Here is a 16,589-nt window from a genome sequence, read left to right on the forward strand (position 1 = left end):
GCCCGGCCGCCGGTTGTGGATTGGATCCGGGCCGCACTGCGGTCGTCCGGCCAGGCGTTCGGTCGCGACGATGATCGGCTAGCTCGTCGACCGATGACGTTCCAGGGCGTCAAGCCAGACGTCGGCGGACGCTACGTACCCGGCGACCGCGTTGTCCGCCTCTCCGATCAACCGCTCGGCGTCGGCGAGCTTCTCGCGTACCTGTGCGACCGTGACGAGAACGCTGATGTTCACATTCGCGCGCTGGCCGAGCCTGACTGCATCCCGGCGCTGGATGATGGAGCGGACCGCTGTGGCCATCGCGGTCGAGCCGACAGCGCTCGCCATGATGACTCCGGAGAGCACCAGCGGCTCAGACGGATTTGGCGCCACCATGAGTCCAGTGATCGCCAACACCGCCCAGAGCAGATTCTGCAGGAGCAGCAGTCGAAAGGACGGTGGTATCTCCACCGGATCGAGTGCCCGGATGGCCGCGCGCAATTCGTCGCCGGCCAGTGTGAGCCGGGCCAACAACACCGGATCGGGAGTCTGCTGGAGCTGCAGCCGGCAAGCGTCTTGGTCGATGATGCTGACCGCCTCGCGGAGTGTCTGCTCGAGGCTCATCGGTCACCTGTCGTGTCTGCTTGCCAGATCTGCAGCGAGTCGATCGCCTGGCACAACGAGATCTCCAGTTGTCGGAGGCTGCCGACGGTCGCGTCTTGCTCCGCCAACCAGCGAAGGCCCGACGGGGATCCGGCGGCGGCCTTCAGGCGGTGCGATGTGATCCATCTGTGCATCGTCTGTTGTGCCGCGATGCGCGCAGACCCCAGTAGTGGCAGGACATCGGTTGAGGTCGGTGCGTTTCCGTCGCCGCGCGTACGCCGTTCGTTCGCACGGCGCGCCAACCGGTTGAGCAGGGCGACGAGGGGCCGGAAACAGGCCAGCAGAACGATGACCGTGACAGTGATGGTCCAGCCCGGCCCCAGAATCGCACCGGCCAGACTCGCCGTCGTCCAGCCCACTGCCATGAGGACGACGACATCGATCGACGTTCGTGTGACGAGGGAGAGCCCGCCGGCAGCGCTTCGAACCGAGGCGTCGGCCGTCGTGAGCCGTTGGCGAACCGTTTCCAGCCGTGGATGTTCCAGGCCGTCGGCGAGCGCGTCGAAGTGCGCCGTGGCTTGGCTCACCGAGCGTCGGATGCTGGTCAGTTCGGCGTACAGGTCCGCACGTTTCACGCGACGAGAATGCCAGATCACCACGACGACGGGCGCTCCATCGATTGACTGTATATACAGATAGTCTTTATATTCAGCGTATGGCGATCCGTGAACCGACGTTCTTCATCCTGACCGCGCTGGCGAGGGAACCGCTGCACGGGTACGGGATCATCCGCACCGTCGACGAACTCTCCGAGGGCCGGGTGAAGCTCCAGGCGGGCACTCTCTACGCCGCACTGGACCGCCTCGCCGGTGAGGGACACGTCGCTTTAGATCATGAGGAAGCCGTCGACGGCCGCCTCCGCCGGTACTACCGGCTCACCGACGGCGGCAGGGCGTTGCTCACCGCCGAGGTGGAGTTGCTTCGCCAGAACGCGTCCGTCGCGGCAGCTCGGCTGCGCGCGATTCCGGCAGTGTAGGGGGCTGACGTGACCCGACTGGAAGTCGCCTACCGCAGGCTGTTGCTGTGCTATCCGAGGAGCTTCCGGCGTGAACATGGCCCGGAGATCGTCACGACGCTGATGGACGCCGCCGGACCGGGCCGGACCAAACCGACCAGGTCAGAGGCGTTCGATTTGATTCTGAGTGGACTGCGGTGGCGGTTCAGGCTTCCCGCCGGACTCGCGTACCGGATGGTGGCGGTCGTGGTCGCGCTCTTCGTCGGCCTGACCGTCTCGGCGATCGTGAGTGAGGTGATCTGGCGGGCGTCGCCGACGAGGCCCGCGGCCGCCGAGGTCGCGGCGATCGGAAACTCGGTCACCGCCTCGGTGCCGGTCCAGGGACCGTGGCCGTCGGCGTTCTTTGACGCGTGCGACCGGGCGGACACCAACGAAGCCTGCGAATCCCTCGTGCCGGCGGGCGCCGACCCGGTGGTCACCCACACCTGGCTGGCGTACCGCGTGCCCGGTGCTGAGGTCAACGCGTGGGTCGAGCAGGTGAGGGCCCGGTTCGCCGCCGATGGCTGGCGGATCGGGCGAACCGTCTACAGCCAGACCGATCAAGCCGTCGCCAAGTACCCCGAGCAGACGATCTTCTGGGCGGCCAAGGGCGACCTCGTGGTCCGCGTGAGCGGAGATCCGACCGAGAAGTACGCGCCCTCGAACCCCAACGTCGGCATCCAGGTTCATCGGCAGGCATCTCCGATGGTGACCGTCGGGGCCTTGGCCGGACTGCTGGTCGGCGTCGCGGTCGGATGGATGCTGGCAGGTTGGGCGCTTCGCGCGTTCCGGCGGCACACAACGGCAGGCAGGGCAGCGATGGTGGCCGTGGGCGCACCCGGCTTGCTCATCGCTGCGCTGGCCGCGGTGGCGGCACTGGTCCTGGCGTACTTCTTCGCCACGGCACTCGGCTGGTCGCATCAGGACTCCCGCTTTCCTTACTTCGTGCTGTCCTATGTTCCGGTGGTGACCCTGGCGGGCGGCGTCAGCCTCATGCTCTCTGCTCTGGTCGCCGCCGTGGCGCCGCGTACGCCTGCCACCGCGGCCGAGCCGAGCGACGGCGTGGCGGCGTAGCACGGTTGCGTATGACCCACGGCGACTACGGCCAGCGGCAGACGACCGCCGTGGCGTCGTCGCTCACCTTGGCCCGGGCCCACCGGGTGCGATCGGGATCGGAGGACTCCGCCCGCCTGGTCTCGTCGATGATCGCCTGCGGGCCGTCGGCGTACCCGGTCTGCAGGAGCTGCTCCCAGCTCCGGAGCCCGAAGTCGGTCACCAGCAGCGCGGCACCGTCCGACGTCAGGAGCGCACCTCGTGCGTCCTCGACGGTGCCCCGCAGCGCGTGGTGGCCCGCTTCCGGATCCACCTGGGCGACCCAGTAGCCGCCGTCGACGTTGCGAAACTTCTGCTGCTCGGCGATGAACACCTTCAGCTGCTCGGGGGTCGCGTTCGGGGGACGGCCGATCCGCGCGGAGACCGCCTTCTCCGACTCGTCGAGGACCACCTTCGGCGTACCGCCGATGTCGAGGACCAGCGGCGAATCGGCGAGCACGAGATAGTCGGTGAGGCGTCCCCGGCGGCGGATCATCGTCACCGTCGTGCACGGCGTCCCCGGATGCGCCAGATCGCAGGTGTCCTCGTGGAGCCGGGCCACCGCGGTGATCGCGTCGGCCAGACACTCGGCCAGCTCTCGCTCGCTGTCCGCGTAGGCGAGCAGCCGGCTGCCCAATCGGCTTACATACCAGGCGGTTCCGTGCACGCATCCGGTGGCCGGGCCCTCCGTGAGGCCGTCGAGGACCACTGCGGTCGCCGGCGTCGCCCCAGCCCAGTCGAGGTTGTCCCGGTCCGGGCTGATCGGCTCGCTCGCCAGCTCCACGCGCATCCGCCCACCCTACGCGTACGGGCAGGTCAACCGGCGCGGGTGAACGCGACGTCGAGGACCGAGCCCAGCACGAGATCGGGACGCGAGAGCGGGGGCCGTCGGCCGACGGCCCCCGTTGGCGGTGCTGATCAGGAGGCGTACGTCTCGAATTCGCCGACCCGGGGTGTCGCGCTGGAGCTGGTGATCCGGAAGACGACCTTCGTCATCGAGGTCGCGGCGAAGGTGATGGTGCCCGCCCCGCTGCCGGACTTGAGGACCGCGCCGGTGTCGTTGTTGATGACCTGCCAGGACCCGATGGCGCCGACGCCGCCGGAGGCCTCCCGGATGATGATCCGGGAGATGGTCTTGGCGGTGCTCCACTTGATGGCGATGTCGCCGGTCGAGCCGCTGGGCGACCAGTAGGTGCTCATGTTGCCGTCACGGACGTTGCCGTAGCTGGTCCCGTCGGCCTTGCTGGAGCCGTCGGAGCCCGCTCCGATGCTGAGGTTGGTGCCGCTGGGGGAGCTGGTCGGCGACGAACTCGCGGTGGGCGAGGTGCTGGGGGACGCCGTCGGCGACGCCGACCGCGTGCTGGACGGCGACGCCGTCGGCGACTGCGCCGAGCAGCTGCCGTTGGACTCCAGCAGACCCTTGTTCGCGCCGGCCGTCTGGCTGACGATGCTGGGCACGCAGCTGGCCGCGTCGAGCTGGTACGAGTACGGGATGCTGACCGTGGTGGTGGACGGCATGCTCGGGCCGGCCGGGTTGGTTTCGCTGTCCGGGCTCGACCAGGTCACGTTGTCGAGGATGTTGCCGCTGGCCTGCCAGGTCCCGGCCGCGTCGGTGTAGAACGTGCCGAGGACGTCGTGGGAGTCCTTGAAGTAGTTGTTCTCCACCTTGGCCTTCGCCCCGGCCCGGGAGTTGATGCCGGACTCGTTCAGGCTCACGTACGAGTTGTTGTAGATGTGCGCGATGCCGCCGCGCAGCAAAGGCGTACGCGAGTCGATGTTGGTGTAGAGGTTGTGGTGGAAGGTGACGAAGCCGTTGCTGGTGTCGGTCTCGCTGGACCCGATGAGCCCGCCACGGCCGGAGTTGCGCAGGATGCTGTAGGACAACGTCACGTACTGGGTGTTGTCCTTCATGTCGAACAGCCCGTCGAAGCCTTCGGCCTCGCCGCCGGACGCCTCCAAGGTGGTGTGGTCGACCCAGATGTTGCGGACGTCGGTCTCCATGCCGATCGCGTCGCCGCCGTTGGAGGTCGGCGAGCCCGACTTCTTCACGTTGCGAATCGTCACGTTGCGGATGATGATGTTGCGCGATTCGCGGATGTGGATGCCGAGCTGGTCGAAGATCGCGCCGCTGCCGACGCCGATGATGGTGACGTTGCTGATCTGCTTCAGCTCGATCTTGTCGGACGCGGTGCTGCAGCTGCTGCCCGAGACCTGCGTCGTGTTGCTGTGGTTGATCGTGCCCTCGACCTGGATGATGATCGGGGTGCTGCTGCTGGCGCGGTTGCACAGTGCGGTGTGGATCGCCGTGCCGGTTGTGGCCCGGACGGTCTGGCCGCCTGCTCCGCCGGTGGTGCCGCCGTTCTGGGTGGCGTAGCCCGTGGCGGCGCCGGTGGCGGCCGACGCCTGAAGTACCGGCAGGGCCACCCCGGCCGCGGCCGCGGCCACTGAGGCGGCGGCGGCCGCGAACCAACGCCATGCGACTGGTCGTTTCATTCCTGTCTCGCCTTCGTAGCGGGTGGACTGCGGAGGGCACCCGGGGCAGGGTGGTCATACCGCAGGGGGAAAGCGCTTTCCGGCAGCTGGACGATATCGGCGTATGTGAAAACGTGTCAACGGAAACGGCGAAACCTGCAACAAACCTGCACATGCTCGTGACTGTGCTTCGTATTGCACAGACGTCAGTATGTCTTGACAAAGGCTCGACTCCTGGCCAGGCTCGCAGATGACCGCTGACGAAGGGAGCGCCTAGATGCGCGTCATCGAGCATTGGATCGACGGGGCCTCGGTTTCCGGAGGTGAAGATTTCGAAGTGGTGTGGCAGCCCGCGACCGGCAGCCCGCAGGCGCGCGTCGCGCTCGCCGGCCCGGCGGAGGTGAACCGGGCGGTGGAAGCGGCCGCGAAGGCGTTCGGCGCCTGGAGCGACATGTCGCTGGCGCGGCGTACGAGGATCATGTTCAAGCTGCGTGACCTGGTCGAGCGACACGAGGACGATTTGGCTCGGCTCATCACCGCCGAGCACGGCAAGACCCTGGACGACGCCCGCGGCGAGGTGGTACGAGGCCGCGAGGTGGTCGAGTTCGCCTGTGGCATACCGCATCTGCTCAAAGGGGCGTACTCGGATCAGGTGTCGACCGGGGTGGACTCCTTCTCCTTGCGGGCGCCGTTGGGGGTGTGCGCCGGCATCAGCCCGTTCAACTTCCCGGTCATGGTGCCGATGTGGATGCATCCCATCGCGATCGCCTGCGGCAACACCTTCGTGCTCAAGCCGAGCGAACGCGATCCGTCGGCCTCCAATCTCATCGCCGCCCTCTACGCGGAGGCCGGCCTGCCCGACGGGGTGTTCAACGTCGTGCACGGCGACCGCACGGCGGTCGACGCGCTGCTGAGCCATCCGGACGTGGCGGCCGTGTCGTTCGTCGGCTCCACTCCGATCGCCGAGCATGTGCATCGGACCGCCTCGGCGGCGGGCAAACGCGTGCAGGCGCTCGGCGGCGCGAAGAACCACGCGGTGGTGCTGCCCGACGCCGACCTGGCCGACGCCGCACGGCAGATCGCGGCAGCGGCGTACGGCTCGGCCGGCCAGCGATGCATGGCCATCTCGGCCGTCGTCGCCGTCGGCGACATCGCCGACCGGCTGGTGCAGGCGCTCGCCGAGCAGGCTCAGGCGATCGTCGTCGGCCCGGGGGAGAACCCGGCGAGCCAGATGGGCCCGGTCGTGACCGCGCAGGCTCGGGACCGGATTCAGGCGGCGGTGTCGGCGGCGCAGCAGGCCGGGGCGTCGGTCGTCGTCGACGGCCGGGGGCTGAGCGTCGACGGCCACGCCGACGGATTCTTCGTCGGCCCGTGCCTTGTGGACGGCGTCACGCCCGACATGGCGGCCTATCGTGACGAGATCTTCGGCCCGGTGCTGATCGTGCTGCGCGCCGGCGACTTGGACGAGGCGGTCGCCCTGGTCAACGCCAATCCCTACGGCAACGGGACGGCGCTGTTCACCGCCGGTGGTGCGGCCGCCCGTGCCTTCGTACGCCGGGTCACCGTCGGCATGATCGGCGTCAACGTGCCCGTTCCGGTGCCGATGGCGTACCACTCCTTCGGCGGGTGGAAGGCGTCGCTGTTCGGCGACGTGCACGTGCACGGAGCCGAGGGCGTGGCCTTCTACACCCGCGGCAAGGTCGTCACCAGCCGGTGGCCGGAGGGTGCGGACACCGTCCGGCCGGGGCTGCAGTTCCCGACCGCGCACTAACCGAACACGGCGGCCCGGGTGGACTGGATGAGGCCGAGCAACTCGTCGTGGATGCGGCCGTTGCTGGCGACCAGCGTCTCGTCCCCGGGCCGCCACGGCGTGCCGTCGTAGGTGGTCACGGTGCCGCCCGCTTCGCGGACCAGTAGCGCGCCCGCGGCCCAGTCCCACGGGCCGTTGCCCTGTTCCCAGTAGCCGTCGAGCCGGCCGGCGGCGACCCAGGCGAGATCCAGGCCCGCGCAGCCGAGCCGGCGCACATCCTGCACCCGCGGCACGATCCGCGCGAACTCCGGAAGGTTGTTGTCCGCCCGCACCGCGCGGTCGTACGGGAAACCGGTGGCGATGACGGACCCGGCGAGAGCGGCCACATCGGAGACACGGAGAAGTCGACGGCCCTGCCGCGCGCCCCGTCCCGCCGTGGACCAGTAGACGCTGCGCCGGGTGACGTCGACGGTGGCGCCGCACCGCAGCGCCCCGTCGGCCCACAACGCCACGTTGCAGGCGACGTGCGGGATGCCGTGCACGAAGTTGGTCGTCCCGTCGACCGGATCGACGAACCAGGTGGGACCGTCCAGCGGCGGCCGGCGGTCGGCCGCGGTCTCCTCGCCGACGACCGCGTGCCTGGGGAACGCGGCCCGGATCGCGTCGCGCACCAGGCGCTCGACGCGAAGGTCGGTGGCGGTGCGCAGATCGGCGAAGCTGCTCTTGGTCTCGACCAGCCCGTGGCTGGTGGATTCCCGCGCGGCCAGACCGGCTCGGCGGGCGATGGCGACGGCGAACCGCGTCTCGGCGGCGAACGGCATCGGGGACTGCTCCTTCACGTCGATGTCAGTGCTGATCTATGTCAGGAGGATTGTTTGTCATTACATCAGGATGTATTCTCCTGCCGCAAGGCTCCATCCCGTCCCTCACCCGCACCAGGGAGGTCCTGTGCACATTCGACACAGACGGCTGCTGGCCGCGACCGCGTCCATGGCGGCAGTGCTGCTGGCGGCGCTGCCCGCGCACGCCACCACGCTGCCCGAAGTGAAGGCCGAACTCGAGACGCCGGCGCTGTTCGACGACGACGCCGGCGGCAACGCCAACGCCGACGACCCGGCCATCTGGCTGCACCCGGCCCACTCCGGGCGCAGCGTCGTGGTCGCGACCGCGAAGGAGGGCGGCCTGCGGGCGTACTCGCTGTCCGGAGCGACCCTGCAGTCGATCCCGGCCCCGCAGCCGCCCCGCCCCGGCGACGAAGGCGGCCGGTTCAACAACGTCGACCTGCTATACGGCATGCCGATCGGCGGCGCGGCCCGAGACATCGCCGTCGTCTCCGACCGCGGCCGCGACCAGCTGCGGATCTACCGGATCGATCCGGCGGCCGCCGCGGTCGGCGCACCGCCGCTGGTCGACGTGACCGACGCCGGAGCGCCGCTGGTCTTCTCGGCCGATCTGGACGAGGTCAACGATCAGCGGTCCGCGTACGGCCTGGCGACGTGGCGCGACAAGAACACCGGCGGCTATTACGCCCTGGTCAGCCGCCGGCACACGACCGACGTCGCGCTCGTCCGCCTGATCGCCACGCCGTCGGGGACCGTGACCTACACGGTCGTACGCACCCTGACGCTGCCCAACGCGTTCACCCTGCCCAACGGCCAGAGCTGGTCGCCGTGCCTGGAGCCGGACGAGCAGGCGCAGGTCGAGGGGATGGTGGTGGACGCGCAGACCGGTGTGCTCTACGCCGGGCAGGAGGACGTCGGGATCTGGCGTGTCTCCGCCAGTCTGCTGGGTACGCCGGTGCTGATGGACAAGGTCCGTGAGTTCGGTGTGCCGGCCACCTTCGACGAGGCCACCGAGGAATGCGTACGCGGGGCCGATCCCGGGTTCGGCGGCACTCACCTGTCGGCCGACGTCGAAGGTCTGACCATGTACTACCGCCGCGACGGCAAGGGCTACCTGCTGGCCTCCAGCCAGGGCGACTTCACCTTCGCCGTCTACCAGCGCCAGGGCGCCAACGCGTTCGTCGGCTCCTTCCGGATCGTGGCCGACGACGATCCGTCCGATCCGGACGGTTCCGAGGTGTGCGATGGCGCCGCGGTGCTTAACGTGCCGCTGGGCAACCAGTTCGACGAGGGTCTGCTGGTCGTGCAGGACGGCCAGAACAGCCCGGGCGAGCTCGACGAGAACGGCGAGCAGCGGGAGAACACCAACTTCAAGTTCGTCGAGTGGGACGACGTCGCCGAGGAGGTCGGCCTGGCCGTCGACACCTCGGGATGGAACCCGCGCTGGTAATGGCGCACCAGACGCCGGGCCGGTCCACTGGGGTGGCCGGCCCGGCCCCTGTGTGAATCAGCGTTCGACCAGCGCCATCTCGAAGCTGTAGAGCTCCGGGCGGTAGACGTGCGAACCCTGCTCGACGGCCCGGCCGACGTCGTCGTACGCGGTGCGGGTCATCGTCAGCAGGGGAGCGCCACGGCGCTCGTGGAGTAGCCGGGCTTCGGCCGCGGTGGCGGCCCGGGCGCTGATGCGCTGATTGGCCACGCGCATGTGCACCCCGGCACTTCGCAGCAGCTGGTAGAGGCCGTGCTGCTCCAGTCGTTCGGCGGTGAGGTCCAGCAACCCGGCCGGCAGCCAGTTGTGCATGATCGCCAGCGGCTCGCCCTGGGCGAAGCGCAAACGCTCCAGATGCAGCACCGGCGCGCCCGGGGCCAGGCCCAACGCCACGGCGACACTGTCGTCGGCGGCTACCGTCTCGACCGCCAGGACCTTGGTCGCCGGTCGCTGGCCGACGTGGCTGAGATCGTCGTAGAGGCTGCTCAACTCGACCGGCCGCTTGACCGTGCCGTGGACGACCTGGGTGCCCACGCCACGCTTGCGTACGAGCAGTCCCTTGTCGACCAGGTACTGAATGGCCTGGCGCACCGTGGGCCGCGACAGCCCGGCCGAGTCCGCGAGCTGGATCTCGTTGTCCAGACGTGCGCCCGGCGGCAGCTCGCCGCGGTCGATGAGGTCCTCGATCTGCTGAGCCACCTGGAAGTACAGCGGTACCGGGCTGGAGCGGTCGAGGGTGAGGGACAGAGGGCTGGTCAACGGACTCCTCGCAAGATCGTGATGATGATTCAGATTATCAGACGTCATAATGTCATGACAAAGGGTTGACATCGCACTCGGCCGCGGACTAGAAATCAAGCCACGGTAAGCAGCTCCTGCCCCTCTTGGGTTTCACCGTAATCATCTGGAGGAGTTCGTCAATGCGCATCGCCCTGCTCGGTGCCGGAAGAATCGGCGCATCCCACATCACCACCCTGGCCGCCCATCCGGAGGTCGCCCACCTCGTCGTCGCCGACGCCGACCCCGAGCGGGCCCAGATCGCCGCCCGCGCAGCCGGAGCCGAGCCCGTCCCGGACGTGGACGCCGCCTTCGCCGCCGATCCCGACGCCGTCGTGATCGCCACTCCCACCTCGACCCACGCCGAGCTGATCCTCCGCGCGGTCACCGCCGGGCTGCCGGTGTTCTGCGAGAAGCCGGTCGCCGCCGACGTCAAGCAGACCGCCGACGTCGCCCGGCAGGTAGCCGACGCCGGAGTGCCGGTCCAGATCGGCTTCCAGCGCCGATTCGACGCGGGATACCAGGCAGCCCACGCCGCCCTGCGCCGCGGCGACCTCGGCCAACTGCACCGGATGCACCTGGTCACCGGCGACCCGGCCCCGCCGCACGCCGACTACATCCCGACCTCCGGCGGCATCTTCCGCGACTGCCACATCCACGACTTCGACATCGCCCGCTGGCTGACCGGGCAGGACGTCGTCGAGGTCTACGCGACCGGAGCCAACCGCGGCGCCGCGTTCTTCGCCGAGGCCGGCGACGTCGACACCGCCACCGCCATCCTCACCTTCGCCGACGGGGTGCTGGCCACCCTGCAGGGCTCCCGCTACAACGGCGCCGGATACGACGTGCGAGCCGAACTCGCCGGAACCCGCGACACCCTCGTCGTCGGGCTGGACGCCCGCTCCCCGCTGCGATCGGCCGAACCCGGCGTACCGGCGGGGACGGAACCGGCCTGGCCGGACTTCTGGCACCGTTTCCAGCCCGCGTACGCGGCCGAACTGGCGGCCTTCGTCGACGTCGCAGCCGGACGCGCCCCGAGTCCGTGCACCGTCGCGGAGGCGCTCGAGGCGCTGTACGTCGCCGAGGCGGCCGACCTGTCCCGCCGCGAACGACGCCCGGTCCGCGTCGACGAGGTCCGGCTGCCGGCGGAGGCGACCCGATGAGCCCTCGCGTCGCCGCCGCGCCGATCTCCTGGGGCGTCTGCGAGGTGCCCGGCTGGGGCCACCAGATGCCCGCCGAACGCGTACTGTCCGAGATGGCCGCCCTCGGCTGCGCCGCCACCGAATTCGGCCCCGACGGATTCCTGCCGGCCGATCCCGGTGAGCGCAAGCGAATGCTCGCCGATCACGGGCTCACCGCCGTCGGCGGGTTCGTCCCGGTCATCCTGCACGACCCCGGCCACGACCCCCTTCCCGAAGTACGCGCACAGCTGCCCGCGTTCCTCGCCAGCGGCGCCGACACCCTCGTGCTGGCCGCCGCGACCGGACTGTCCGGCTACGACCAGCGCCCGGCCCTCGACGCCGGCGGCTGGCGTACGCTGCTGTCCCGGCTCGACGAGCTGACCGCGCTCGCCGCCGACCACGGCATCCGGGCGACGCTGCATCCCCACGTCGGCACCATGGTCGAGCGCCCCGACGAGATCTGGCGCGTCCTCGACGGCAGCAGCGTGCCACTGTGCCTGGACACCGGGCACATCCTCGTCGGCGGAGGCAGCCCGGCGGAGATCGCCGCCAAGGCCGCCGGCCGCGTCGCGCACGCCCATCTCAAAGACGTCGACGCCACGATGGCGGCCCGCGTACGCGACGGTGGCATCGGATATCGCGACGCCGTCGCCGCCGGCATGTATCGGCCGCTCGGCCGGGGTGACGCCGGGATCGCCGACGTGATCGCCGCGTTGTCGGCCGCCGGATACGACGGCTGGTACGTGATGGAGCAGGACGCCGTCCTGGCCGCGGAACCCGCCTCCGACGCCGGCCCGGCCGGCGACGTCCGGCGCAGCCTGGACTACCTCGTCGAGCTGTTGAGCACGCCGTGACGCATGACCTCATCACCGTCGGCCGGGTCGGGATCGACCTCTATCCGCTGCGCTCCAAGGTGCCACTGTCCGACGTAGACACGTTCGCCAGGTTCCTCGGCGGCAGCGCGACGAACGTGGCCGTCGCCGCCGCCCGGCTGGGCCTGCGATCGGCGGTCGTCACCCGCACCGGAGACGACCCGTTCGGCGACTTCGTCCACACCGCGCTGCGCGGCTACGGCGTCGACGACACCTTCGTCACGCCGGTGGCCGGTGCCAAGACGCCCATCACCTTCTGCGAGATCTTCCCGCCCGACACCTTCCCGATCTACTTCTACCGCGAGCCGAAAGCACCCGACCTGGAGATCCGGCCCGAAGAACTGGATCGCCAGGCGATCGCGACGGCCCGGATCCTCTGGCTGACCGGCACCGGCCTGTCCGCCGAACCCAGCCGCACCGCCCACGAGGAGATCCTCGGCATCCGCCGCGACGCCGCCGGCGAAACCGTCCTCGACCTGGACTACCGGCCGATGCTGTGGACCGATCGGCGCGACGCCGAACGCGAAGTCCGCCGCGCACTGGCCTCCGGCGCGATCACCGTCGCCGTCGGCAACCAGGAGGAGTGCGAGGTCGCCACCGGGCAGCGCGCACCGGAGGCCGCCGCCGACGCGCTGCTCGCCCACGGCGTACGCCTCGCGATCGTCAAACTCGGCCCGGCCGGAGTCCTGGCCGCCACAGCGACCGGGGAACGCGTCGTCGTGCCGCCGGTGGCCGTCGACGTGGTCAACGGGCTCGGCGCCGGAGACGCGTTCGGCGGTGCGCTGTGCCTCGGCCTCGTCCAGCGATGGCCGCTGGAGGAGACCCTGCGTTTCGCCAACGCCGCGGGGGCGCACGTCGCCGCCCGGCTGGCCTGTTCCGACGCCATGCCCACCACCGACGAAGTGCGCCAGATGATGGGAGAGACCCGATGACCTCCGACGACGAGATCCGGTCCTTGGTCCGGCAGCGGGCCGGGCGACCGGAGCGGATCACCGAGGCCGCCCTCGCCCGCCGCCGCCCGGTGGCCTGGGGCGAGCAGCGACTCATGATCATCGCCGCGGACCACCCGGCGCGCGGGTCGATCGGCGTACGCGACAAGCCGGACGCCATGGCCAGCCGCATCGACCTGCTGCACCGGCTGCGGACAGCGCTGTCCCGCCCCGGCGTGCACGGCGTGGTCGGCACCGCCGACATCGTCGAGGACCTGCTGCTCATGGGCGAGCTCGACGACCGGCTCGTCATCGGCTCGATGAACCGCGGCGGGCTCACCGGCACCGTGTTCGAACTGGACGATCGTTTCACCGGCTACGACGCGCGGACCATCGCCGACATGGGCTTCGACGGCGGCAAGATGCTGTGCCGCATCGACCCCGGCGATCCCGGCACCGCCAGCACCCTGGAGGCCTGCGGGAAGGCCGTCACCGAGCTGGCCCGCGGTCGCATGATGGCGATGGTCGAACCGCTGCCCGTGCGCAGGATCGACGGCAAGGCCCAGCTCGACACCGACCCGGGCGCCCTCATCCGCGCCATCGGCGTCGGGCAGGCATTGGGTGCCACCTCGGCGTACACGTGGCTGAAGCTGCCGGTCGTGGAGGACATGGACCGCGTGCTGGAGGCCACCACCCTGCCGGTCCTGCTGCTCGGCGGCGACTCGGCCGGCGAGCAGGCCTACGCGGGCTGGCAGAAGGCGCTGACCAACCCGGGCGTGCGCGGTCTGGTCGTCGGACGAGCGCTGCTGTACCCGCCCGATGACGACGTCGCGGCCGCGGTCGACGCCGCCGCGGCGATGGTGAGGTGACCATGTACATACCGGCGGGAACGGCCGCGGCCGCCCCGGAGCAACCAGTCGTCATCACTCCCGAACGAGCGGGCTGGACCTACTGCGGCCTGCGGATCGTGGAGTTCACCGGAAGCTTCAGCCTCAGCACCGGCGGCGAGGAGATGCTCGTCGTCCCGCTGTCCGGCGGGTGCGAGGTGACGTGCGACGGCGTCTCCATGGAGCTGACCGGCCGCGACGACGTCTTCGACCGCGTCACCGACTTCGCGTACCTGCCGATCCAGGCCGAGGTCACGCTGCGGGCGGCGGGCCCGGTCCGGCTCGCGCTGCCCTCCGCCCGGGCGGGCCGCCGCCTGCCCTTCCGCTACGGCCCGGCCGAAGAGGTGCCCGTCGAGGTACGCGGAGCGGGGCCGGCGTCCCGGCAGGTGACGAACTTCTGCGCCCCGGAAGCCTTCGAGTGCGACAAACTCGTGGCGGTCGAGGTGCTGACGCCCGGCGGCAACTGGTCCTCGTATCCACCGCACAAGCACGACACCGAAGGCCCGGGCGAGGCCGTCCTGGAGGAGATCTACTACTTCGAGACCGGCGGCCCGGCATACCAGCGCGTCTACGGCACGACCGAGGTGCTGGCCGAAGTGTCGACCGGCGACGTCGTCCTGGTGCCCGACGGCTACCACGGCCCGTCCGCCGCCGCCCCGGGATACGACCTCTATTACCTCAACGTGCTCGCCGGACCCGGCCCGGTACGCAGCATGGCGTGCGCCGACGATCCGGCGTACCACTGGATTCGGGACTCGTGGCGCGATCAGCCGATCGACCCGCGGGTGCCGATGACGTCACACCAAGGGAGACTCGCATGAGGATGACCGTTGCCCAAGCGGTGGTGACGTTCCTCGCCAACCAGTTCACCGAGCGCGACGGCGAACGGCGCCGGTTGATCGCCGGAGTGTTCGGCATCTTCGGCCACGGCAACGTCGCCGGGCTGGGGCAGGCGCTGCTGCAGGCCGGCCCGGCGATGCCGTATCACCAGGCCCGCAACGAACAGGCGATGGTGCACACCGCCGCCGCGTACGCCCGGACCACGCTGCGTACCTCGACCTACGCGTGCACCACCTCGATCGGGCCGGGAGCCACGAATCTGGTGACCGGCGCCGCCCTCGCCACCATCAACCGGCTGCCCGTTCTGCTGCTGCCCGGCGACACCTTCGCGACCCGCGTCGCCAATCCCGTCCTGCAGGAACTGGAAGACCCCGGTTCTCTCGACGCGACCGTCAACGACGCGCTGCGCCCGGTCAGCCGCTACTGGGACCGCATCCACCGCCCGGAACAACTGCCCGCCGCGCTCCTGGCGGCGTGCCGGGTGCTGACCGATCCGGCCGAGACCGGTGCGGTCACCCTGTGCCTGCCCCAAGACGTGCAGGCCGAGGCGTACGACTTCCCGGACGAGCTGTTCCGCACCCGGATCTGGCGCATCAGCCGCCCAAGACCAGACGCGCAGCTGCTGCGCGACGCCGCCGACCTGCTGCGATCCGCGGCACGGCCCGTCATCATCGCGGGCGGCGGAGTCGTCTACAGCGGTGCCTCGGAAGAACTGGCCGCTTTCGCCGCCGCAGCCGGCGTACCGGTGGTGGAGACGCAAGCGGGCAAGGGCTCGCTGCCGCACGGTCACCCGATGCTGGCCGGACCGGTCGGCGTCACCGGCTCGACCGCCGCCAACGCGCTGGTCCGCCAGGCCGACGTGGTGTTCGGCATCGGCACCCGGTTCAGCGACTTCACCACCGCGTCGCGAACCCTGTTCGCCGATCCGGGCGTACGCTTCGTCACCCTCAACGTCGCCGGCTTCGACGCGTACAAGCTGGCCTCGGCGGTGCCCCTGGTGGGCGACGCGCGCGCGGGCCTGGTGGAGCTGGGGACCGCGCTCGACGGCTGGAGCGCGCCGGAGCGTTCGTGGACCGAGCAGGTCTCGGCGTGGGAGGCGCAGATCGACGCGGGCCGAGCCGCCCCGGGTCCGCTGACGCAGACGCAGGTCATCGGCGCGGTCAACGACGCCGCCGAACCCGGCGACGTCATGGTGTGCGCGGCCGGTTCGATGCCGGGCGACCTGCACCGGCAGTGGCGCGCGGCCCGCCCCGGCCAGTACCACGTCGAATACGGCTACTCGTGCATGGGCTATGAGATCGCCGGTGGCCTGGGCGTCAAACTGGCCGACCCCGACGCCGAAGTGTTCGTGCTGGTGGGCGATGGCTCCTATCTGATGATGGCGCAGGAGCTGGCGACCGCCGTCGCCGAGAACATCAAGATCACCGTCGTGCTGGTCGACAACCGCGGCTTCTCGTCCATCGGCGCGCTGTCGCAGAGCGTCGGCGGCGAGCGACTGGGCACCTCCTACGGCTACCGCTCCCCGGCGGGTGGATTCGACGGCGGCGACCTGCCGGTCGACTTGGCCGCCAACGCCGCCAGCCTCGGCGCGGCGGTGATCACCCCCACCACTGTGGACGAACTGCGGTCCGCGCTCGGCAAGGCCCGCCAAGCCGACCGCGCAACCGTCGTCTACGCCCGTACCGCCCTCACCGGCGACCCCGGCCCGGACTCTGACGCCTGGTGGGACGTGCCGGTCGCCCAAGTGGGCACCACGGCCGACGTGGCCGACGCACAGGCTGCCTACCGCACCGGCAAGGCGAGTCAGCGCGGTCACTGGTGA

The 16,589-nt window shown here is 70.3% G+C and carries 16 protein-coding genes; 10 read left to right on the forward strand and 6 right to left on the reverse strand.

The genetic code is table 11. The features are described 5' to 3' along the window. Window positions 1–78: 78 nt before the first annotated feature. Both AB0H43_RS27115 and AB0H43_RS27120 read right to left on the reverse strand, forming a co-directional pair. Window positions 79–603: a hypothetical protein gene (locus tag AB0H43_RS27115; protein ID WP_360003736.1), complete on the reverse strand. Its 525-nt coding sequence runs from the start codon at window positions 601–603 to the stop codon at window positions 79–81. Further along, window positions 600–1,217 (reverse strand): hypothetical protein, encoded by a 618-nt coding sequence (locus tag AB0H43_RS27120; RefSeq protein WP_360003739.1) that lies wholly within the window; start codon window positions 1,215–1,217, stop codon window positions 600–602. The genes AB0H43_RS27115 and AB0H43_RS27120 overlap by 4 nt, the downstream gene beginning before the upstream one ends. An 80-nt stretch (window positions 1,218–1,297) precedes the next feature. Here AB0H43_RS27120 and AB0H43_RS27125 point away from each other — a divergent pair, with 80 nt between their 5' ends. Both AB0H43_RS27125 and AB0H43_RS27130 read left to right on the forward strand, forming a co-directional pair. Further along, the gene (locus AB0H43_RS27125) at window positions 1,298–1,618 is read left to right on the forward strand and encodes a helix-turn-helix transcriptional regulator (RefSeq protein ID WP_360003742.1); all 321 of its coding nucleotides are present in this window, start codon (window positions 1,298–1,300) and stop codon (window positions 1,616–1,618) included. A gap of 9 nt (window positions 1,619–1,627) precedes the next feature. Beyond that, on the forward strand, window positions 1,628–2,710 hold the full coding sequence (locus AB0H43_RS27130; protein WP_360003744.1) for a hypothetical protein: 1,083 nt from the start codon (window positions 1,628–1,630) through the stop codon (window positions 2,708–2,710). Window positions 2,711–2,735: 25 nt separating this feature from the next. Here the strand turns inward: AB0H43_RS27130 and AB0H43_RS27135 are convergent, their stop codons facing one another. Next, entirely contained in the window at window positions 2,736–3,518 is a 783-nt protein-coding gene (locus tag AB0H43_RS27135) for a hypothetical protein (protein WP_360003745.1), read from the reverse strand. A gap of 128 nt (window positions 3,519–3,646) precedes the next feature. After that, on the reverse strand, window positions 3,647–5,221 hold the full coding sequence (locus AB0H43_RS27140; protein WP_360003747.1) for a pectate lyase: 1,575 nt from the start codon (window positions 5,219–5,221) through the stop codon (window positions 3,647–3,649). Window positions 5,222–5,477: 256 nt separating this feature from the next. On the opposite strand from AB0H43_RS27140, the gene AB0H43_RS27145 reads away from it, so the two are divergent. Beyond that, window positions 5,478–6,971: a CoA-acylating methylmalonate-semialdehyde dehydrogenase gene (locus AB0H43_RS27145; protein ID WP_360003749.1), complete on the forward strand. Its 1,494-nt coding sequence runs from the start codon at window positions 5,478–5,480 to the stop codon at window positions 6,969–6,971. On the opposite strand, the gene AB0H43_RS27150 is transcribed toward AB0H43_RS27145, so the two are convergent. Continuing rightward, window positions 6,968–7,789: an inositol monophosphatase family protein gene (locus tag AB0H43_RS27150; RefSeq protein WP_360003751.1), complete on the reverse strand. Its 822-nt coding sequence runs from the start codon at window positions 7,787–7,789 to the stop codon at window positions 6,968–6,970. The genes AB0H43_RS27145 and AB0H43_RS27150 overlap by 4 nt on opposite strands. A gap of 109 nt (window positions 7,790–7,898) precedes the next feature. Here AB0H43_RS27150 and AB0H43_RS27155 point away from each other — a divergent pair, with 109 nt between their 5' ends. Further along, the gene (locus AB0H43_RS27155; protein WP_360003753.1) at window positions 7,899–9,242 is read left to right on the forward strand and encodes a phytase; all 1,344 of its coding nucleotides are present in this window, start codon (window positions 7,899–7,901) and stop codon (window positions 9,240–9,242) included. A gap of 57 nt (window positions 9,243–9,299) precedes the next feature. Here AB0H43_RS27155 and AB0H43_RS27160 read toward each other — a convergent pair whose 3' ends face one another. After that, on the reverse strand, window positions 9,300–10,040 hold the full coding sequence (locus AB0H43_RS27160; protein WP_360003754.1) for a GntR family transcriptional regulator: 741 nt from the start codon (window positions 10,038–10,040) through the stop codon (window positions 9,300–9,302). A 161-nt stretch (window positions 10,041–10,201) separates the two neighbouring features. Here AB0H43_RS27160 and AB0H43_RS27165 point away from each other — a divergent pair, with 161 nt between their 5' ends. Genes AB0H43_RS27165 through iolD form a run of 6 tightly spaced genes read left to right on the forward strand, consistent with a single transcriptional unit; the run spans window position 10,202 to window position 16,589 of the window. Further along, window positions 10,202–11,221: a Gfo/Idh/MocA family oxidoreductase gene (locus AB0H43_RS27165; protein ID WP_360003756.1), complete on the forward strand. Its 1,020-nt coding sequence runs from the start codon at window positions 10,202–10,204 to the stop codon at window positions 11,219–11,221. After that, window positions 11,218–12,093: a sugar phosphate isomerase/epimerase gene (locus AB0H43_RS27170; protein ID WP_360003758.1), complete on the forward strand. Its 876-nt coding sequence runs from the start codon at window positions 11,218–11,220 to the stop codon at window positions 12,091–12,093. The genes AB0H43_RS27165 and AB0H43_RS27170 overlap by 4 nt, the downstream gene beginning before the upstream one ends. Next, complete coding sequence (iolC, locus tag AB0H43_RS27175) at window positions 12,090–13,043, forward strand: 5-dehydro-2-deoxygluconokinase (RefSeq protein WP_360003759.1); 954 nt, start codon at window positions 12,090–12,092, stop codon at window positions 13,041–13,043. Before AB0H43_RS27170 ends, iolC begins: the two co-directional genes overlap by 4 nt. Beyond that, window positions 13,040–13,909 (forward strand): aldolase, encoded by an 870-nt coding sequence (locus AB0H43_RS27180; protein WP_360003761.1) that lies wholly within the window; start codon window positions 13,040–13,042, stop codon window positions 13,907–13,909. Before iolC ends, AB0H43_RS27180 begins: the two co-directional genes overlap by 4 nt. 2 nt (window positions 13,910–13,911) lie before the next feature. Next, window positions 13,912–14,748, forward strand: a complete 837-nt coding sequence (gene iolB, locus AB0H43_RS27185; protein WP_360003838.1) for a 5-deoxy-glucuronate isomerase — start codon at window positions 13,912–13,914, stop codon at window positions 14,746–14,748. Further along, a complete protein-coding gene (iolD, locus tag AB0H43_RS27190; RefSeq protein ID WP_360003763.1) occupies window positions 14,745–16,589 on the forward strand; it encodes a 3D-(3,5/4)-trihydroxycyclohexane-1,2-dione acylhydrolase (decyclizing) in 1,845 nt (614 codons plus the stop codon). The genes iolB and iolD overlap by 4 nt, the downstream gene beginning before the upstream one ends.

The organism is Hamadaea sp. NPDC050747, assembly GCF_040654195.1.
Taxonomy (GTDB): Bacteria; Actinomycetota; Actinomycetes; order Mycobacteriales; family Micromonosporaceae; genus Hamadaea.

Excerpts from the sequence above, each read along its gene's own strand:
- AB0H43_RS27115 (WP_360003736.1), bottom strand. The coding sequence starts at position 603 with ATGAGCCTCGAGCAGACACTCCGCGAGGCGGTCAGCATCATCGACCAA.
- AB0H43_RS27125 (WP_360003742.1), top strand. The coding sequence starts at position 1,298 with ATGGCGATCCGTGAACCGACGTTCTTCATCCTGACCGCGCTGGCGAGG.
- AB0H43_RS27135 (WP_360003745.1), bottom strand. The coding sequence starts at position 3,518 with ATGCGCGTGGAGCTGGCGAGCGAGCCGATCAGCCCGGACCGGGACAAC.
- AB0H43_RS27140 (WP_360003747.1), bottom strand. The coding sequence starts at position 5,221 with ATGAAACGACCAGTCGCATGGCGTTGGTTCGCGGCCGCCGCCGCCTCA.
- AB0H43_RS27145 (WP_360003749.1), top strand. The coding sequence starts at position 5,478 with ATGCGCGTCATCGAGCATTGGATCGACGGGGCCTCGGTTTCCGGAGGT.
- AB0H43_RS27165 (WP_360003756.1), top strand. The coding sequence starts at position 10,202 with ATGCGCATCGCCCTGCTCGGTGCCGGAAGAATCGGCGCATCCCACATC.
- AB0H43_RS27170 (WP_360003758.1), top strand. The coding sequence starts at position 11,218 with ATGAGCCCTCGCGTCGCCGCCGCGCCGATCTCCTGGGGCGTCTGCGAG.
- AB0H43_RS27180 (WP_360003761.1), top strand. The coding sequence starts at position 13,040 with ATGACCTCCGACGACGAGATCCGGTCCTTGGTCCGGCAGCGGGCCGGG.
- iolB (WP_360003838.1), top strand. The coding sequence starts at position 13,912 with ATGTACATACCGGCGGGAACGGCCGCGGCCGCCCCGGAGCAACCAGTC.
- iolD (WP_360003763.1), top strand. The coding sequence starts at position 14,745 with ATGAGGATGACCGTTGCCCAAGCGGTGGTGACGTTCCTCGCCAACCAG.